This window comes from Brevibacillus parabrevis, from assembly GCF_022701015.1.
GTDB lineage: Bacteria > Bacillota > Bacilli > Brevibacillales > Brevibacillaceae > Brevibacillus > Brevibacillus parabrevis.
In genome coordinates, this window is record NZ_CP064090.1 from 1431864 (window position 1) to 1448916 (window position 17053).

The 17053-nt window shown below is 48.9% G+C and carries 16 protein-coding genes; 15 read left to right on the forward strand and 1 reads right to left on the reverse strand.

Annotation, left to right across the window (positions count from 1 at the left end; translation table 11 throughout):
- The first annotated feature begins 82 nt into the window (after positions 1-82).
- The 15 genes from IRJ17_RS06830 (at position 83) to IRJ17_RS06900 (ending at position 16163) form a co-directional block, all read left to right on the forward strand.
- The gene (locus tag IRJ17_RS06830; RefSeq protein ID WP_063229014.1) at positions 83-313 is read left to right on the forward strand and encodes a DUF1146 family protein; all 231 of its coding nucleotides are present in this window, start codon (positions 83-85) and stop codon (positions 311-313) included.
- Between the two features lie 101 nt (positions 314-414).
- Positions 415-1161: a YwmB family TATA-box binding protein gene (locus IRJ17_RS06835; RefSeq protein ID WP_122962605.1), complete on the forward strand. Its 747-nt coding sequence runs from the start codon at positions 415-417 to the stop codon at positions 1159-1161.
- Positions 1162-1179: 18 nt separating this feature from the next.
- Positions 1180-2505 (forward strand): UDP-N-acetylglucosamine 1-carboxyvinyltransferase, encoded by a 1326-nt coding sequence (murA, locus tag IRJ17_RS06840; protein ID WP_122962606.1) that lies wholly within the window; start codon positions 1180-1182, stop codon positions 2503-2505.
- Between the two features lie 243 nt (positions 2506-2748).
- Positions 2749-3765 carry a stage II sporulation protein D gene (spoIID, locus tag IRJ17_RS06845; protein WP_122962607.1) on the forward strand — a complete coding sequence of 339 codons (1017 nt, stop codon included), beginning with the start codon at positions 2749-2751 and terminating at the stop codon, positions 3763-3765.
- Between the two features lie 91 nt (positions 3766-3856).
- The gene (locus tag IRJ17_RS06850) at positions 3857-4582 is read left to right on the forward strand and encodes a M23 family metallopeptidase (protein WP_063229018.1); all 726 of its coding nucleotides are present in this window, start codon (positions 3857-3859) and stop codon (positions 4580-4582) included.
- 182 nt (positions 4583-4764) lie between these two features.
- Positions 4765-5052: a sporulation transcriptional regulator SpoIIID gene (gene spoIIID / locus IRJ17_RS06855; RefSeq protein WP_005831806.1), complete on the forward strand. Its 288-nt coding sequence runs from the start codon at positions 4765-4767 to the stop codon at positions 5050-5052.
- A 77-nt stretch (positions 5053-5129) separates the two neighbouring features.
- A complete protein-coding gene (mreB, locus tag IRJ17_RS06860) occupies positions 5130-6146 on the forward strand; it encodes a rod shape-determining protein (RefSeq protein ID WP_122962608.1) in 1017 nt (338 codons plus the stop codon).
- 6 nt (positions 6147-6152) lie between these two features.
- The gene (locus IRJ17_RS06865) at positions 6153-7124 is read left to right on the forward strand and encodes a flagellar hook-basal body protein (RefSeq protein WP_173599022.1); all 972 of its coding nucleotides are present in this window, start codon (positions 6153-6155) and stop codon (positions 7122-7124) included.
- 15 nt (positions 7125-7139) lie between these two features.
- Positions 7140-7973, forward strand: a complete 834-nt coding sequence (locus IRJ17_RS06870; RefSeq protein ID WP_122962610.1) for a flagellar hook-basal body protein — start codon at positions 7140-7142, stop codon at positions 7971-7973.
- 24 nt (positions 7974-7997) lie between these two features.
- Positions 7998-8252: a DNA-directed RNA polymerase subunit beta gene (locus tag IRJ17_RS06875; RefSeq protein ID WP_063229022.1), complete on the forward strand. Its 255-nt coding sequence runs from the start codon at positions 7998-8000 to the stop codon at positions 8250-8252.
- Positions 8253-8399: 147 nt separating this feature from the next.
- Positions 8400-8921, forward strand: a complete 522-nt coding sequence (locus tag IRJ17_RS06880; protein WP_063229043.1) for a CDP-alcohol phosphatidyltransferase family protein — start codon at positions 8400-8402, stop codon at positions 8919-8921.
- A gap of 164 nt (positions 8922-9085) precedes the next feature.
- Complete coding sequence (fabZ, locus tag IRJ17_RS06885; protein WP_063229023.1) at positions 9086-9544, forward strand: 3-hydroxyacyl-ACP dehydratase FabZ; 459 nt, start codon at positions 9086-9088, stop codon at positions 9542-9544.
- A gap of 55 nt (positions 9545-9599) precedes the next feature.
- The gene (locus IRJ17_RS06890; protein ID WP_122962612.1) at positions 9600-10352 is read left to right on the forward strand and encodes a WecB/TagA/CpsF family glycosyltransferase; all 753 of its coding nucleotides are present in this window, start codon (positions 9600-9602) and stop codon (positions 10350-10352) included.
- Between the two features lie 27 nt (positions 10353-10379).
- Complete coding sequence (locus IRJ17_RS06895; protein ID WP_063229025.1) at positions 10380-11480, forward strand: glycosyltransferase family 4 protein; 1101 nt, start codon at positions 10380-10382, stop codon at positions 11478-11480.
- A gap of 186 nt (positions 11481-11666) precedes the next feature.
- The gene (locus tag IRJ17_RS06900) at positions 11667-16163 is read left to right on the forward strand and encodes an S-layer homology domain-containing protein (RefSeq protein ID WP_122962613.1); all 4497 of its coding nucleotides are present in this window, start codon (positions 11667-11669) and stop codon (positions 16161-16163) included.
- 86 nt (positions 16164-16249) lie between these two features.
- On the opposite strand, the gene IRJ17_RS06905 is transcribed toward IRJ17_RS06900, so the two are convergent.
- On the reverse strand, positions 16250-16912 hold the full coding sequence (locus tag IRJ17_RS06905) for a YigZ family protein (RefSeq protein ID WP_122962614.1): 663 nt from the start codon (positions 16910-16912) through the stop codon (positions 16250-16252).
- Positions 16913-17053: the final 141 nt, after the last annotated feature.

A 17053-nucleotide genomic window follows, 5' to 3' on the forward strand; every position in this document is an offset into this window, starting at 1 on the left:
TAGAAGGGATAGCTCGCTTTTCGGGCTGTCCCTTTTTCTTTTGACGAAGATGGCTGACTGATCTGCATGAGGAGGAACAAGCATGCCGCAAGAAGTATACGGCGTATTGAGCATCGTCTTGTCGATTGTATTCATTGCACTCGCATGGTGGGCTCTGCAATCATTTCGTTTTGAAAAAATCTTGAAGCATCCGGCGGGAGCGCAAGCGAAGCTGCTGCAAATTTTACTGTCGATCGTAATCGGCTACGAAGTATCGCGATTTTTCCTCGATTATCTCGGCTGGTCCATGACGTTCGGCAATCTGTTTTCCTAATCGCCCAAACTTCATTCAGTTTGCTGGTATATCCACCCAGTTTCATGTGCAAAATGGGAAGTACAAAGAGATGTACGTGAAACATGGGGAGAGGATATAAAATGGGGAAATGGTCTGGCCTTCTTGTACTTGCTTTGTTGCTGGTCACTGGCGCTGTTTATTGGATGCCTGCGCAGGCGTCGGAAGCAAAACCTGTTGCGAGCAAGCTCTTGCAAACGCTTGAGGATTCGGGAGCGACGGGCGTGTCCATTCAGGTTCGTGCGAGAGTGGCGCTGGGGGAAGTACAGCGGCAGGAAGAAGTCACTGAGTTGGCAAAGATGTGGGCAAAACAGCTAGAGATTCCGCTTTCGCTCATCGAAGAATCGCGGAACCACGATGTTCTTATGTATCGAACGACATACAAGCAAAACGGCGTCTCCGTGCGCTACGAGATGACAAGTGTTCCTGAAAATGGTTCATTTGACACATATCTAGTGCTGCAGTTATCGGGAAGCCGTGAATCCCTACTATATATAGAGCAGATACAGGAAACCTTCGCGAAAGCCCTGAAAAATGCCGACTTTATTCCGCAAATTAGCACTTGTATTCGCGGATTGTACAATGTTAAGATGAGTGTTGACCAACAGGGGGGTAAAATTATGTCGATTTTTGCTACCCTCCAGGCAACAGAATTGGAACGTTTACAAGATGAGACGGTCGTCAGTATTTCTGGACATACCCCTATGTGGGAACCATTCATTGCGTTAAACGGGCAAAAGATGAATCTGCAGGTAGCGACTCACCGTGACAGCGGCAATGCTGGCACATGGGTTACTGTAGGTACACCAATCATCACAGTGGAATATTAGCACGCGGAGGGGTACACATTGGATAAAATTATTGTCCGTGGTGGTAAGGCATTGGCGGGTAATGTGAAAGTATCTGGCGCCAAAAATGCCGTACTCCCTATTATTGCAGCATCTATCCTGGCAGAAGAAGGCACATGCGTTATTTCGGATGTACCTGCTCTTGACGATGTCAGGACGATATGCGACCTCTTGAAATCGATGGGAATCTCCCTTACATATGATCATGAAGTGCTGACAATCAATGCTTCTGAGCTTACCAGCGTCGAAGCATCTTATGAACTGGTCCGCAAAATGCGTGCTTCTTTCCTGGTAATGGGGCCGCTTTTGGCTAGAAAAGGACAGGCTCGTGTCGCTCTTCCAGGTGGTTGTGCCATTGGTACCCGCCCGATCGACCAACACCTTAAAGGGTTTGAGGCTATGGGAGCCAAAATCGAGATCGGACAAGGGTTTATTGAAGCAAAAGCAGACGGGCGATTGAAAGGGGCAAAGATTTACCTCGATATCGCAAGCGTCGGCGCAACGGAAAATATCATGATGGCTGCCGCTTTGGCAGAAGGCACGACCGTGATTGAAAACGCAGCGGAGGAGCCGGAGATTGTCGATCTGGCCAACTTCCTGAACCGGATGGGAGCAAAAATCCGCGGTGCGGGAACAGGCTCTATCCGCATCGAAGGCGTGGAAAAGATGAAGGGCTGCACGCATTGCGTCATTCCTGACCGGATTGAAGCTGGAACCTTCATGGTGGCAGCAGCGATCACGGGTGGAGATGTATTCGTAGAAGGCGCGATTTGCGATCACCTGAAATCCGTAACAGCCAAGCTGCGTGAAATGGGCGTAGAGGTAGACGAGCAGGAAAACGGCATCCGCGTTCGCCGCACAGGTGCTCTGAAAGCTGTCGATCTCAAGACGCTGCCATATCCGGGCTTCCCGACTGACATGCAGTCGCAAATGATGGCGCTTTTGCTTGTTTCCGAAGGCACGAGCATCGTGACCGAGACGGTTTTTGAAAATCGTTTTATGCACGTGGAAGAGTTCCGCCGCATGAATGCCAATATCAAAATCGAAGGACGCAGTGCCATTGTGGAAGGCGGCTCCAAGCTGACCGGAAGCAAAGTGGCGGCAACCGATCTGCGCGCAGGTGCAGCTCTGGTGCTGGCTGGGTTGGTATCGGAAGGAGAGACAGAGGTAACGGCTCTTCACCATATCGACCGCGGGTATGTGAACTTCACGGAAAAGCTGTTGGCACTCGGAGCGGATGTGGAGCGCGTAACTCCTGAGGAGAAAAAGCGGGAAGCGGTTTTGCCAGATACGATCAAGGTAAGCTTCTCTCCTAATTTTGCGTAACGAATGTGTCAGCTATATGACAAACACGAAGATTCTCTGCGAAAGCAGGGGATCTTTTTTTTCGTTTGTGAAAATGGTCAGCGCGAAGACCCAAGCCAAGCTGCTTCCCCTTCCGCTACGGCTCCGGCAGAGGTCTGCTTGCAGCTGTTGTCGCCCTCGCTACTCTCTTACTCTCTCGTTCTATCGGTCTTTTGCCATACATAGACTGAAAGTGTCTAGCACTTAACGGGGAGGATCACTTGGATGAAACGCTACTTGCTCATAGGGTTTATCACTTTGCCGATCTTGCTCGTCCTGATGCCGGCTGCTCTGGTTTATCTGTTTGCACCTTCGCACGAGTCCGCAGCATCCCCACATGAAGCCGTTCAGCAGCAGAACAAACCGGCGACAGCAGGAGCTGCCCAATCGCTTCCCATCAAGGTGTACCGTACCGAAAAAAAGGTTGTGGAAACATTGCCGCTGGAGACGTACATCGAAGGGGTAGTAGCGGCTGAGATGCCGGCCGAGTTCGAACTGGAAGCGTTGAAGGCCCAGGCGATGGCAGCGAGGACGTATATCGTACGCAGACTGAAGCAAGGGAAGTTCGATGATGTGCCCGCAGGAGGGCAGGTGCTGGATACGGTCGCTCATCAGGTGTATATGGATGAAGCACAGCGCCGTGCACGCTGGGGAGACCAGTACGAATGGAAAAGCAAGCGCATCGAGCAGGCTGTGCAAGCAACAGCGGGCGTCGTGCTGACTTATCAGGGAGAGCCGATTGACGCCACGTTCTTTTCCACCAGCAACGGCTTTACCGAGAACTCGAACGAATATTGGGAAAAGCCGATTCCGTACCTGAAAAGTGTGGCAAGTCCATGGGATATCGAATCCCCGCGCTACGAGGAAACAGTGGTCAAGTCCACGGCTGAGCTGGAAAAGGAATTGGGCGTGAAGCTTGTGCAGGAGGCTTCCTCCAACGGAGCCTGGTATCGGATTGAGTCGCGCACGACGGGAAATCGCGTGGGGAAAATCAGCATTGGCGGCAAGGAGTTTAGCGGGCGGGAATTTCGCGAAAAGCTGAACTTGAACTCGTCTTCTTTTACGTTGGAGCTGAGAGGCAACCAGGTGTTTATTACAACCAAAGGATACGGCCACGGAGTCGGCATGAGCCAATGGGGAGCAAACGGCATGGCCAAGAGCGGAAAAAATGCCGAGCAGATCGTGAAGCACTTCTACCAGGGAATCAACCTCCAGGATTACTCTCAAATCGTGCGCGCCTAGCGAAAAAGAACGCAAATTTTTACTTTTCCCTACTCTCTCAGGTTTATACGCCAAAATTCTGGCGATACTGAGGGATGAGGTGATGAATAAAATGGAAGATCAAAAGAATCAAAATCAACCGATTCCATTCAAGAAGGCAAGCTCCTGGAAAAAAGTTTTGGGTAAGAAGTGGGCGTTCCCCGCAATCTACATCGGAACCGCAGCAATCATTCTCGCTTTTGTGATGTGGTATCAGGGCAGCGTCATGGACACGGTATCCAAAGTGGCAAATGTCGGGGATAACGTGGCAGTGACAACTCCAGCGACTCCTGAGACACCGAAGCAAAACGATGAAGCGGTACCTGTGACAAGTGGCGTTCAACCGTTGGCATGGCCTGTAGGGAAAAATGTCCAGTATGAAATGGGAATGAGCTACTACGACGAACAAGCGTCCAAAGACGAGCAGCAAAAGGCGCTGGTCAAGTACAGCAACTCTTTTTACCCGCACACCGGAATTGATTTGAAAGCAACTGATGGCAAGAGCTTTGATGTCGTGGCTGCCCTCGCCGGAAAAGTCGTGAAGGTGGAAAACGATCCGCTCGTCGGCAAAACCGTTGAAGTGGAGCACGCTGACAAAATGGTGACGGTCTATCAAAGCCTGGAAAACACGACAGTCAAACCAGGTGATGAAGTGACCCAGGGCCAAGTGATCGGTTCAGCAGGCCGCAACGAGTTCGAGAAAGATTTCGGAGTGCATCTCCACTTCGAAGTACGTGTCGACGACAAGCCAGTGAATCCACAACAATATTTGATTCAAGCGGAAGCGAAAAATCAATAATTAGCGAAATGATGGAAAACACCCGTAAAATCAAGCGATTTGCGGGTGTTTTTTTGCTGTTGGTACAAACTATTGAAAAAAGATGCGGCCGTGCTGGCTTGTCAGGCTTGGAAACGTAGAATATGTGTCCCTGCCCACCCATATATTGTATCAGACAATGTAGATACAAGGAGGCGAGTAATGTGCACGACTACATCAAAGAGCGGACCATCAAGATTGGCCGATATATTGTAGAGACGCGAAATACGGTTCGGATGATCGCCAAAGAATTCGGAGTTTCCAAAAGTACAGTGCACAAGGACTTGACGGAAAGGCTGCCTGAAATAAATCCGGAGTTGGCTAACCAAGTTAAGGAAATTTTGGAATATCACAAAGCTATCAGACATCTGCGGGGAGGCGAAGCGACTAAAATCAAATACAAGCGGCGTAGTAAAAAAGTCCGAGTTGAACAGGAGGAGAGCGTGCAATAAAGAATTTCCTTGTCCTCTCACGTAGAAGAGCCTATGATATTAGGTAGAAATGTAACTGGTAACAGGGAGGACCTTTCATGTTTGGCAAAGATATCGGAATCGACTTGGGGACGGCCAATGTCTTGGTGTATGTAAAAGGCAAGGGTGTTGTCCTAGACGAACCATCTGTCGTGGCAATAGATAGCAATTCTAGAAAAGTATTGGCCGTGGGGCACGAAGCGCATCGCATGGTGGGCCGAACCCCAGGAAATATCGTGGCGATCCGACCTTTGCGCGAAGGTGTTATTGCCGATTTTGAGATTACAGAAGCGATGCTGAAGCACTTTTTGAACAAAATCGGTGGAAAAAGCATGTTTGCACGTCCACGCATCCTGATTTGCTGCCCAACGAACATTACCTCGGTAGAGCAAAAGGCGATTCGCGAAGCAGCCGAGCGCAGTGGAGGCGCAAGACAGGTGTTTATCGAAGAAGAACCGAAAGTTGCCGCAGTTGGGGCAGGTATGGACATTTTTCAGCCGTCCGGCAATATGGTAGTGGATATCGGTGGGGGTACGACCGATGTAGCGGTGCTGTCGATGGGCGATATTGTCACGTCTTCCTCCATCAAAATAGCTGGGGACACATTCGATGTGGCTATTATGCGGTACATAAAAAATAAATACAAACTGCTGATCGGAGAGCGTACAGCTGAAGATATCAAGGTTCAAATCGGAACCGTATCCGGCGGGCGCCAGGACGAAATGGACATTCGTGGTCGGGACATGGTAAGCGGATTGCCGCAAACCATTACCATTCAATCCGGCGAAGTCCAAGAAGCCCTGGCCGAGTCGGTGAGTGCGATTGTACAAGCCTCGAAATCTGTTTTGGAACGAACACCTCCCGAGCTTTCTGCCGATATAATTGATAAGGGTGTTTTCCTGACTGGCGGCGGCGCACTTTTGCATGGCATCGACGAGATTTTGGCAGAGGAGCTGAAGGTTCCTGTGCTGGTAGCGGACGAGCCGATGATGTGTGTAGCCAAAGGAACCGGAATGATGCTGGACTATCTGGACAAGGTGCCGGCTCACTCGAATAAGCGATTATTCAGGGGGTAAGATTACGTGATCAGAGGCTTGTATACGTCTGCATCTGGCATGCTTGCCTTGCAAAACAGGCAAGATTCGCTGGCGAACAACCTGGCTAACATCAACACGCCTGGATACAAACAGGATGTTGGTGTCATGCGCGCTTTCCCGGAGCAGCTCCTTTCGCGCATGCGCGATTCCGAAGGACCTGATTTCCCGGGCGTTCCGACCATGCCTGGCCAGCCTGCGATCATCGGACGGCTGAACTCAGGGGTGTACATGTCGGAAGCGATCCCTGCCTTTACGCAAGGAGATATTGAAGAGACGCGCAATCCGTACGATGTGGCGCTTTTGGACAACCTCCAGCCTGATCAGGACGGAAATGAGCGCCGTCTGTTTTACAGCGTGGCACGGATTGAAGATTTGACCCAGCCAGCCCAAGAAGAAGATATTCGCTACACGCGGAACGGAAACTGGAGCGTCAATGCGGAAGGGTACCTGGTGACGCCAGACGGATATTACGTTCTCGACAATCAAAATCAGGCGATTCGGCTGAACAATGATCCGCTTACAGGGGTCAATGTCGGGCAGGACTTGAAGATCAATCAGGCTGGCGAGCTGTTGTACCGGGATTCGGTCAGCAAGGACTACCAGGTGTTGGCCAACCACCAGAGGCTCGGCCTGAGCGTCGTGACAGACCCTCAGAAGCTGGTTCGTGAGGGAACGAACATTTTCCGCTATGAAGGAGACGCAGAGGTAAAAGCGATCGACATCGCGGAAGCGGAAGACCAGGCTGCATTGGCTGCCGGAGAGTACGATACGCCGACTGTTGCAGGCAGATACGGTACGCAGCAAGGATGGAGAGAGCGGTCCAATGTTGACCCGGCTCAAACTATGACAAGCATGATGAGCGTACTGCGTGCATACGAGGCAAACCAGCGAGTCATTACGACGATTGACGGTACGCTGGACAAGGCTGCTAATGAAATCGGACGAGTGAACGGATAATAGGGGGTAGGAAGGATGCAGTCGCTTAATATTTCCACATCGGCCATGCGCGGTATTCAACAGGCGTTGGACAATACGGCCAACAATCTGGCGAATATCGATACAAACGGATACAAGCGCAGGGTGGCATCGTTTTCCGAGCTTCTCTCCGATTCGATGACCGAGCAGCCGGCAGCGGATAATCAAAACCGCAATACGCCAGTAGGCTTGCGTGTTGGCAGTGGTGCACGTCTCGGCTTGTCGAAGCTGGATCTCGGACAAGGCAACGTCAAGATGACAGATGTGCCGACAGACGTAGCCATTGAAGGGCAAGGTTATTTTTTGGTCACGCATAAAATCAAAGATGCGAACGGTGCGGTTATCCAGGAAGAAAGCCGGCTGACACGAGATGGCTCCTTCAAGGTGCAGTTTGACGATGACGAAGGCGGCTACGTGTTGCACACGCCGTCGGGACACATTCTCACCGACAACAACGGAGTGAACATCGTGCTGCCTGAGCCAGTGCAAAATATCGAGATTACGCCAGAGGGCGCGCTGACAGCAAACGGAGTCGCCTATGGCAACATCGGAATCTGGAAAGTGGATAATCCCGATCAACTGAAACAGGTGGGGCAAAACTTGTTCGACGCAGAGCTTGCTTCCGGAGAAAATCCTGCGACCAAGTATGCTAACGCGATTGATGAAGGAATTGCCACGTTGCGTCAAGGAGCGCTCGAAGGCTCCAATGTAACGATGACAGAAGAGATGTCGCAACTGGTGAACATTCAGCGTGCCTATCAGTTGAACTCACGGGCGATTGGCATCAGCGACCAAATGATGGGCATTGCCAACTCGTTGCGCAGCAGATAATCAGTGATGACGGAGGAGAGGAGCATGGAACAAGGGAAGGGCAGAAGGTTCCCGCGTGATACCGAAGAGGTTAGGACGAAGCCGAGAGAGCGGGAACGGAGCGGCAGAAACTGGCGAGTGACGATTGCCAAAATTGTGCTGGTCCCGATCCTGTTGTTTTTCTCTCTCGTCATCGGTTTGGCAATCGGGTACGGAGTTGTGGGACACAAGCCGACAGCGGAAGTATTTGATCTTGGCACGTACAAACACATGTGGGACTTGCTGTTTGCAAACACGTAAGCATCCAAGAGAAAAAGCAAGGTGGACAAGCCCGAACCTGATGGTTGGGGCTGCCTGTTTTTTAGAGGGACTTGTTGCACAGTTTGTCCACAGAGTATAATAGATCGAGTGGTTGAAAAAGGAAGCGACGATTCTTACTACGGAGGGATGTCCGTGAATCTTCCTAATTTGCTTACGATCTTTCGCATCGTGCTCATCCCTTTGTACCTGTATGTCTTTTTTTCCGGGATTCCGTACCACGTTGAAATCGCTCTGGCTATCCTGATTTTGGCGGGAGTCACGGACATTGCAGATGGGTACATCGCGCGGAAACATAAGCTTGTAACCACAATCGGTATGATGTTGGATCCTCTGGCAGACAAGTTAATGATGTTGGCGGTGATCGCCTCATTGTTTTTGACAGAGCGGATCAGCGTTTGGGCCGCCCTGTTTTTCTTTTTGCGTGATTTGGCTATGATTATTACAGGAGCTGTTTATCACTTCCGGGGCAAAAAAACGGTGCCGGCAAACGCGTTTGGCAAGTTGACAACGGTTCTTTTGTATGTGGTCATCCCGCTTGCTATGTACCGATTCCCATACAGCGAAGCGATTTTGTGGACGGTAATCGCGTTCTCGTTCATTACGAGCGCGATCTACTTGGGGAAGTTTCGTCTGTTAAACCGCACGTAAGGGATGGATAAAAGAGCACTTCCCGTTTGGGGAGGAAGTGCCCTTGTTATTTTAACCCCGCTGTGCCGATATGTCGGAGGCGGGAGTTATGTTTATTCTCAGTTTGCCAACTGGTCTTCATGCACGGACAAGTCTAGATAAGTATGGAAATGGAGCGATTACATATGGAAATCAAAGCACCGCTTGATATCATGCAAATTCAGGAAATCATTCCTCATCGCTATCCTTTTTTGCTGGTGGACAAGATTGAAGAGCTGGAGCAAGGAAAACGGGCAGTCGGAATCAAAAACGTCACTGTCAACGAGCCGTTTTTCCAAGGACATTTCCCTGGTTATCCAGTCATGCCTGGCGTCCTGATTGTGGAAGCACTGGCGCAAGTTGGGGCTGTAGCGATGCTCAGCATGGAAGAACATCAAGGCAAAATCGGACTTTTTGCCGGGATTGACGGGTTTCGTTTCAAAGATCAGGTGAAGCCTGGCGACACGCTGACACTCGACGTTGAGCTTACACGCGTGCGCGGTACGGTAGGCAAAGGATACGGAAAAGCGATCGTTAATGGGAAAGTAGTCGCAGAAGGCGAATTGATGTTTGCGCTGACTGCAGGAAATAAAGCACATTCATGATCATCTTGAATGTGCTTTTCTTTTCGGGTAAAATGGCTAGTGGGCAACTTATATAATGAAGGTGAAAACATTGGCCAAACAGGTCGCAACCATATTAGGTGTGCCATTTTCAACTCGTGGTTTCCACGAGACAGTCACATATATCGCAGAGCGTATTGAAAACGGCCAAAAGACCCATGTCGTAACCGCCAATCCCGAGATCGTCATGTTGGCGCGGGAAAATCGCGCGTTTCAGTCGATTGTGGAACAAGCCTATGTCGTTCCGGATGGAATCGGGATCGTCTACGCTGCGAAATGGACGAATCAACCCATTCGTGAGCGCGTTACGGGCGTGGAGCTGCTGGAAGCATTGATGACGGAAGCGAACAAGCACCAGTGGGGCGTCTACCTGCTGGGAGCCAAGCCGGATGTCATCAGTCTGGCTGCGGAAAAGCTGGCTGCTCGCTACCCGAACGCACGCCTCGTTGGGTATCGGGACGGATTTTTCCGGGCAGAGGACGAGGAAAAGATTGTACAGGAGATCGCAGAAGCCAAGCCGGAGTTGCTGTTTGTTGCGCTCGGCGCGCCACGGCAGGACGAGTGGATGGTAAAATATCGCGATCGGCTGAATGCCTCGATGATGATGGGGGTAGGCGGCAGCTTTGATGTCATCTCCGGAAAAGTAAAACGAGCGCCAGAAATTTGGCAAAAATTGCATTTGGAATGGTTTTACCGACTAGCTTCGCAGCCTTCTCGCTGGAAGCGTCAGCTGGCTATTCCCCGGTTTGTTTTGACCGTATTAAAAGAAAAATGGAGTAGCCGTTCCTAGATGCATCCGTAGAGAGGAGAACAGTCGATGTCTACATTAATCCTCGGATTTCTGACTTCGCTGATCATATCGTTTATTGCAACACCGTATGTAAAGAAATTGGCTGAAAAGGTCGGGGCAGTAGATGCTCCCAACCAGCGCAAGGTACATACGCGAATCATGCCGCGCATGGGTGGACTTGCTATTTACCTGGGTTATCTCGTCGCCTTTTTCTTGTTCGTGCCCTACTCCAGCATGTCGGAAATGCTTGGAATATTCATTGGAAGCACGATCGTCATGACCGTAGGCATGCTGGACGACAAGTACCAGCTCTCGCCAAAATGGAAGCTGCTCGGTCAACTGGTGGCAACCGCAATCGTCGTCATTCCGTTCGGTCTCAAGATCGGAGTCGTCAACCTGCCCTACTCGGGCAGTATCGACTTTAGCAGTGGCTGGCTTTTCTGGCTGGCTGTTCCGATCACCATGTTCTGGATCGTCGGTGTGACAAATGCGGTCAATCTGATTGACGGCCTGGACGGTCTGTCTGCCGGCGTATCGGCAATTGCAGCAGCGACGATGGGCGTCATGGCTCTTCTGATGGGCGATTACAAAGTTTCTGCCTACTGTTTCGTGCTTCTCGGAGCTATTCTTGGATTTCTTTACTTCAACTTTCACCCGGCCCGCCTGTTCATGGGCGACACCGGCTCGCTATTCCTCGGTTTTAACCTGGCCGCGCTGTCGATTATGGGCTTTAAGGAAGCGCTCTTCGTTTCCTTCATCATCCCGATCGTCGTGCTCGGCGTTCCGCTTTGGGACACGTTCTTCGCTATCGTGCGCCGAATCGTCAACAAAAAGCCGATTTCCAGTCCGGACAAAGGACACTTGCATCACTGTTTGTTGAACATGGGCCTGTCCCACCGCTCAACCGTGCTCACCATCTACTCGATCAGCATCTTCTTCGGTACGATGGCGATCCTACTCACCAAGACGACGAAGTGGACGACCATCATCGTCATGGTCGTACTCCTGATTGCCATCCACCTGGGAACGGAAATCGTCGGCCTCGTCAGCCGCCGCCACCGTCCGCTGATCAATGCGTACAGACGGTTGAAGATCAAGCAGACGGAGCAGGAGAGACGGACGAATTAGGATATGAGTTAAACGGAACCACTGCATGGTTTATGCAGTGGTCTTTTTTCGCCAATTTTTAGGGGGAAGCACTTAACTGAGGGAGGAAATTAGCCGATAAAGGAAAGGGGAAGGTCCGAGCCCATCTCAACTTCAACAGAGAATGGGACAAATATTAGATTATGAATAAAATGGAGAGGTGAAAAAATGAATAAGCCAATTCAACAATTTCGTCGCTGGCTGGTAATGTGCTTGACGATGATGCTTGTTGTTACGGGAGTGTTGCCGGCATTGCCTGCGTCTGCGGCACTGGGTTCTAATTGGAATACGACGACGGGTGTTGTTGTGCCGGCAGCATATAGCGCATCAGGCAGTGGTAATGGGCAAACATATGCTGCGCCTTTCAAGACGATTTCAAAACTGGTATATGGAATCCAACTGGCCTATAAGGATACCTCCAAAAATGGGCAAGGTGTTGACATCACGGTAGATGGGGTTCCGCTCATCAATAATACAGTGTTTGCTAACGACATCATCACCTTGCCAGATTTTAATCTAAACAGCAGTGGAGCAGTTACAAGGGTTACAGTTAGACCTAAAGTAACGACAGATCCAACGAATGATACAGCTGAGTTTTACATCCAGTATGCCCCCAATCCAGCTGCATCTGGAACAGGGCCCCTGAAGATTGATAACAGTTCTGGTCAAGGTAAGTATGCTAGTGATCCATTAAAAGTAACGAACCGAACCGTATCTGGTCTGAAATACACATACGGGGTTGCAGCGACCGTTGATAAAACACAGGCTGTTGAAGTACAAGTAAACGGCACTACAGTTCGAACTGTATATGGGGGCGCAGGAACACTGCCAGATTTTGATTTGTCCCCTGGTCTAAACGCAGTTCAACTGTTTGCTTCCAATACAGGCGAGCGAGATGTTATTTATTACGAGTACAACTCGCTGAACAGTCCGATCACGATCACGAACTTCTCTGGCGGAACAACCGCCTACAATCCGGTTGTTTACGGTGATTCTACGATTAATATCGTAGGTACGTTTGGAAGCGGTGTGACAGGCAGCAGCCTGCGCTTGAAAATTTTAACCAACAATGGGCAGACCATTCAAGATTTGAGCAATACAGCACCATCTGTTAGCGGCAGTACATTTACATTCAGCAATATCGGCCTGAAGCCAGGGCTGAATCAGATTTCTTTTTACGAAAAAGTAGGCAATGTTACGAAAGAGCACTATCAATTTTTCGTGCAATACAACAATACACCGCTCGTGAGTGACTTGAGAGTTAACGATACGGTGCTGAACGATCCGAATGTTACAAGCAACCCAACTTATATCACGGTACCATCTTTAAATCGTCTGAACCTGAACATGGACGGGAAAGCGCTCAATGCTGATACTGTTGAAGTGAAAAACGTTCGCACAGGAGACGTAGTAAAGACTCAGGTCAACCGAACAGGTTCATTTGGACTGAGCATCCCATCGCAGATTGGTGAAAACACATTGGAAATTCGCGTGTTTAACCAAAACAAAGAAGTAGGAACGTTTGTGCGGAAATTGCTCGTCACGACTACTTCAGCAGGAAGCTCCGATCAATTTTACAAGGTAAGCTTGGGTGGAGTGGCATTGCAGCCAAATCAGCAGGCGGTGCTTAAAGGAGCTTCTACATCTACTGCGATGAACTTGAATGGTTCGGCATTGTTGAAGTACGTGGACATTGCAGGACAGCAGTTGTTCCAGGAATTTAAGGTGACGATTTACGAAGGAACAAATAAAACAGAATACAAAACAGCTGAAGGAGTAACGTTCACTCCTATCGGCAATCCACAAAGCGGATTTACAGAATATGCGATTAACCTTAATGTACCAGCAGGAGCATTCCAGGACGGGAAAACTTATAAAGTTGCACTGAGCTATCAGTATTTGTCCAAAGACTCCAGCGGTTCGGTTACATCCCCGTCGGGCTATATCGGGATTGCAAACTACGAGTATGAGTTTAAATATCTGGACAGCACAAAACCAAGCTTTGAACGAGTAACAAACCTGGCGAATGGTCAAGTCCTGTCCCAAACAGCAGCAAACACCATTGTGTCCTCGCCTTTGGAATTGAAGGTAGAGACGCAAAATATTACTGGCAACATTACAATCAAGTATAACAATCAAACATTAACAGCGAGCGAAGACTATGTGATTACAACAGGTTCTAATCAATTTACACTTACCTTGAAAAAGCTTCCACAAGGTATTGGGAAGTTGACCATTGACTATACGGGAGGTACACCGACGTCAACGGCCTATACACTTGATATTCGAATTACACCGTATGCACAACTGACTTATGTTGACGCATCTGGACAAGTTCGAAGCTTTGAAGATGGATATCAAGTGAAAAGTGAAAATGATATCCGGAACTTGGATGGAAAAGTATACAATTATGTGTTGAAATCCGCGAATATTGAAGCCACTCTGAATGGCACTCCCGTTACTATTTCTGACGTGAATACGAATAAGGGAACGTTTTCGATCCTTAAAGATCAATTGCCTTACAAAAAAGGGAACAACGTCTTGAAAATTACTTTGACGGACGACCCTAAAACCGTGTTTACTTACAATGTTTCTTATAACACATCCAAGACACCATCTATTGAGGATGTGAAGCTGGAGATTATCTCCAACGGTGATACAGAAGAATTGACGAAGAAAGCTGCTGATCCGTCTTACCGTACGGGAGCAAACTTCTTGAGCAACTTGAGCTTTACCGTTAACGACGCTACGCATGTTTACATCGAGAAAAACGGTAAACGTATCAACGACTTCCGCTACAAGAGCGGAGACTGGGATCAAGATGCGACGAACCAAGAGTATGTAAATACTCGCTTGGAAGCTGCCCTGAATAATGATTTGAGAGATTTGTTCGATGACCACAATATCGATTCACTTTCTCGCTCCAAGTTCGAAGGAAAAATGAGCTCGAAGAAGTACGGGGATTTGGTTGAGGAAGTTCAGGATGCGGTGACGGATGCAAAAGAACAGGAAAAGAAACTGGCACTCTTCCCGCTGACCCTGAAAAAAGGCGGAACGACAGTTTACACGATCGTCGCAGAAGATGACAACGGTACTGTGATCCGTTATGACATCAATATCGAGCAAAAATATTCCAGCTGGGAAGTTCTTTCCCCAGTCAAGGCAAAAGAAACAGACCAGTACATCATTGTAAACAGCAACAGCGCTGTTGTAAAAGTCTTCGCTGAGAATGCAAACAAAGTATTGTTTGGCAAAACAGAAGCGAAAGTAACGAATACAACAAACCCTGACTTCTACTACGATGATGAACAAGGAAAAACCATTCCAGAGACATACTATGTATTTACATCCACTGTCCCGCTGAAAAAGGGTCTGAATACGGTGAAGTTTTCCGTAGTGGTGGGAGACAGTACGTACAATGACGAGATCAAGATTTACAACGCAAACTCGTCTGTAAACGGTGCTGAGTATCGCGATGTGTTAGGCAAGAAAGTAGCATTCAGCGTGTTTGAAAAGCAGTTTGAATTGAAGTTCCCGGCAGGTACTGTTCTCTTGTCGCCAGATGATGGACGAGCAGGTCAAGAGGTCAAGAACCCGAATGGAGATATCTTCGTTGATATCCCGCTGTACTTCGGTATTGCCGACCGTACTACCGGCCAAGTAAACATTGCTGATGACAACATGGAAGATAGGCTCGTACTTGAATCCAACTTCAACTACGCAAGCCCACTCTACTATGTAGACGCAGGGGATACGGAAGCGCCATTCGGTCGAGATCCTTATTATGACGAAGGCGATGCGGAAGATTTCAAGAGCCGTTGGCAAGACAATTTGGTTCCAAGCCGCAGAGGAACGCTTACGATTAAGTACGATTCTTCTATCGTAAATGCAGCAAACAACATCCTCACGATTTACTACCATAACGGGAATGAATGGAAAAACATCGGTGGAGTTGTGAATACTGGCTCCAAAACAGTACAAGTGCCATTTGCCGGATTTGGTTTCTACATGGTCATGAAAACTAGAGAGTCCTATGATGACGTAGTGAGCCATGACTTTGCCCGAGATGCCATCGAAACACTGTATGCAAAAGGAATCATGCCGGCATACAGCGGCAGCAGCTTCGGAGCAAATCGGGACATGACTCGTGGTGAGTTTGCAACGATGCTTGTAAAAGCTCTGGCTTTGCCAATCAATGCTGGTCCTTATCGCGATAGCAATGAACGTGATCCATCTGAGCCGACATTCTCGGATGTACGTCCAAATCGTGATACATGGGATTATCAGTACAAGTACATCGAGACTGCTGCGAGAGCAGGTATTATTCGTGGAAAGCAGCCAGGCTACTTCCGACCAGATGACTCACTGACTCGCGAAGAGGCTGCTATCATGATTGCACGTGCTTTGAACTTGAAAGTAGGAACGCTTGATGCTTCCAAAGTTGCTCTGAACAAATTGTTTACAGATGCAAAAGATATTGGTTACTACGCAGCACCTTCTGTTCTCGTTGTGAACAAAGCCAAGTTGATGAACGGCGAGCCGAATGAAGCCAATGTGAAAAAGCCAACTTACAGTTTCAAACCTACAAATAACCTGACTCGTGCCGAGATGGCCGTTATCACTGTTCGTGTGATGGTCCAACTCAAAAAACTGCCTAAGCAGTAGTTCCAAACTTACGCATATATAATAGAAGAAAAGCTGAAGACGGCGTCTGCCCCTTCAGCTTTTCTTTGTTATCTCCCTCAATAAAATCAGGCTTCTCCCTGCTCATCTCCCACAGCTTCTACAGGAACCTCGACATACTCTTTTTCACCCAAAGAAATTTGAGCCTGTCCATTCGTCAAATCGGTAAAGCGAGCCACAAACGCATCTTGCTCACCTTCAGGTATGAGGACATGCGCGGTAACTTTGTCTGTAAAGTCAGTACCACTCACCCGATACTCGCCAACGCGCAGTTCGTTTTCGACTTTTCCCCACCACGTATAGTCCACGCTCACAGAGATCGTTTGGTGCAAAGTATGGATGACGATTTTGGCGGCCTTCAAAGCAGTGACGGTTCCTGCTGTATAAGCCCGAACCAATCCGCCAGCTCCCAGCTTGATTCCGCCGAAGTAACGAGTGACGACCACAGCCGTGTCCTTTACGCCATTTTTCTTGATGCATTCCAGGATCGGTTTGCCCGCGGTACCGCTCGGTTCGCCGTCATCGCTCGAACGTTGAATTTGATCGTTTTCGCCGATGACAAAAGCCGAGCAGTTATGCGTCGCATCCCAGTGTTTCTTTTTGATCATGGCGATAAAGGCAACGGCTTCTTCTTCCGTTGTAACCCTTTGCGCATAGCCGATGAAGCGGGAGCGCTCGATGACGATATAGTCCTCTCCATAACCAGCGACAGTTTTGTATTCCGTTAACATCGTACAATCACCTCAAGAAAAGGATATCATGTCAAAATAATGTTGGCGAATCCTGAAATGTTTTTGACACATAATCGTAGTAATCTATGTGGAAATGAAGGACTAAATCAGAAAGGGATGATCTATACATGGTAGAGTGCG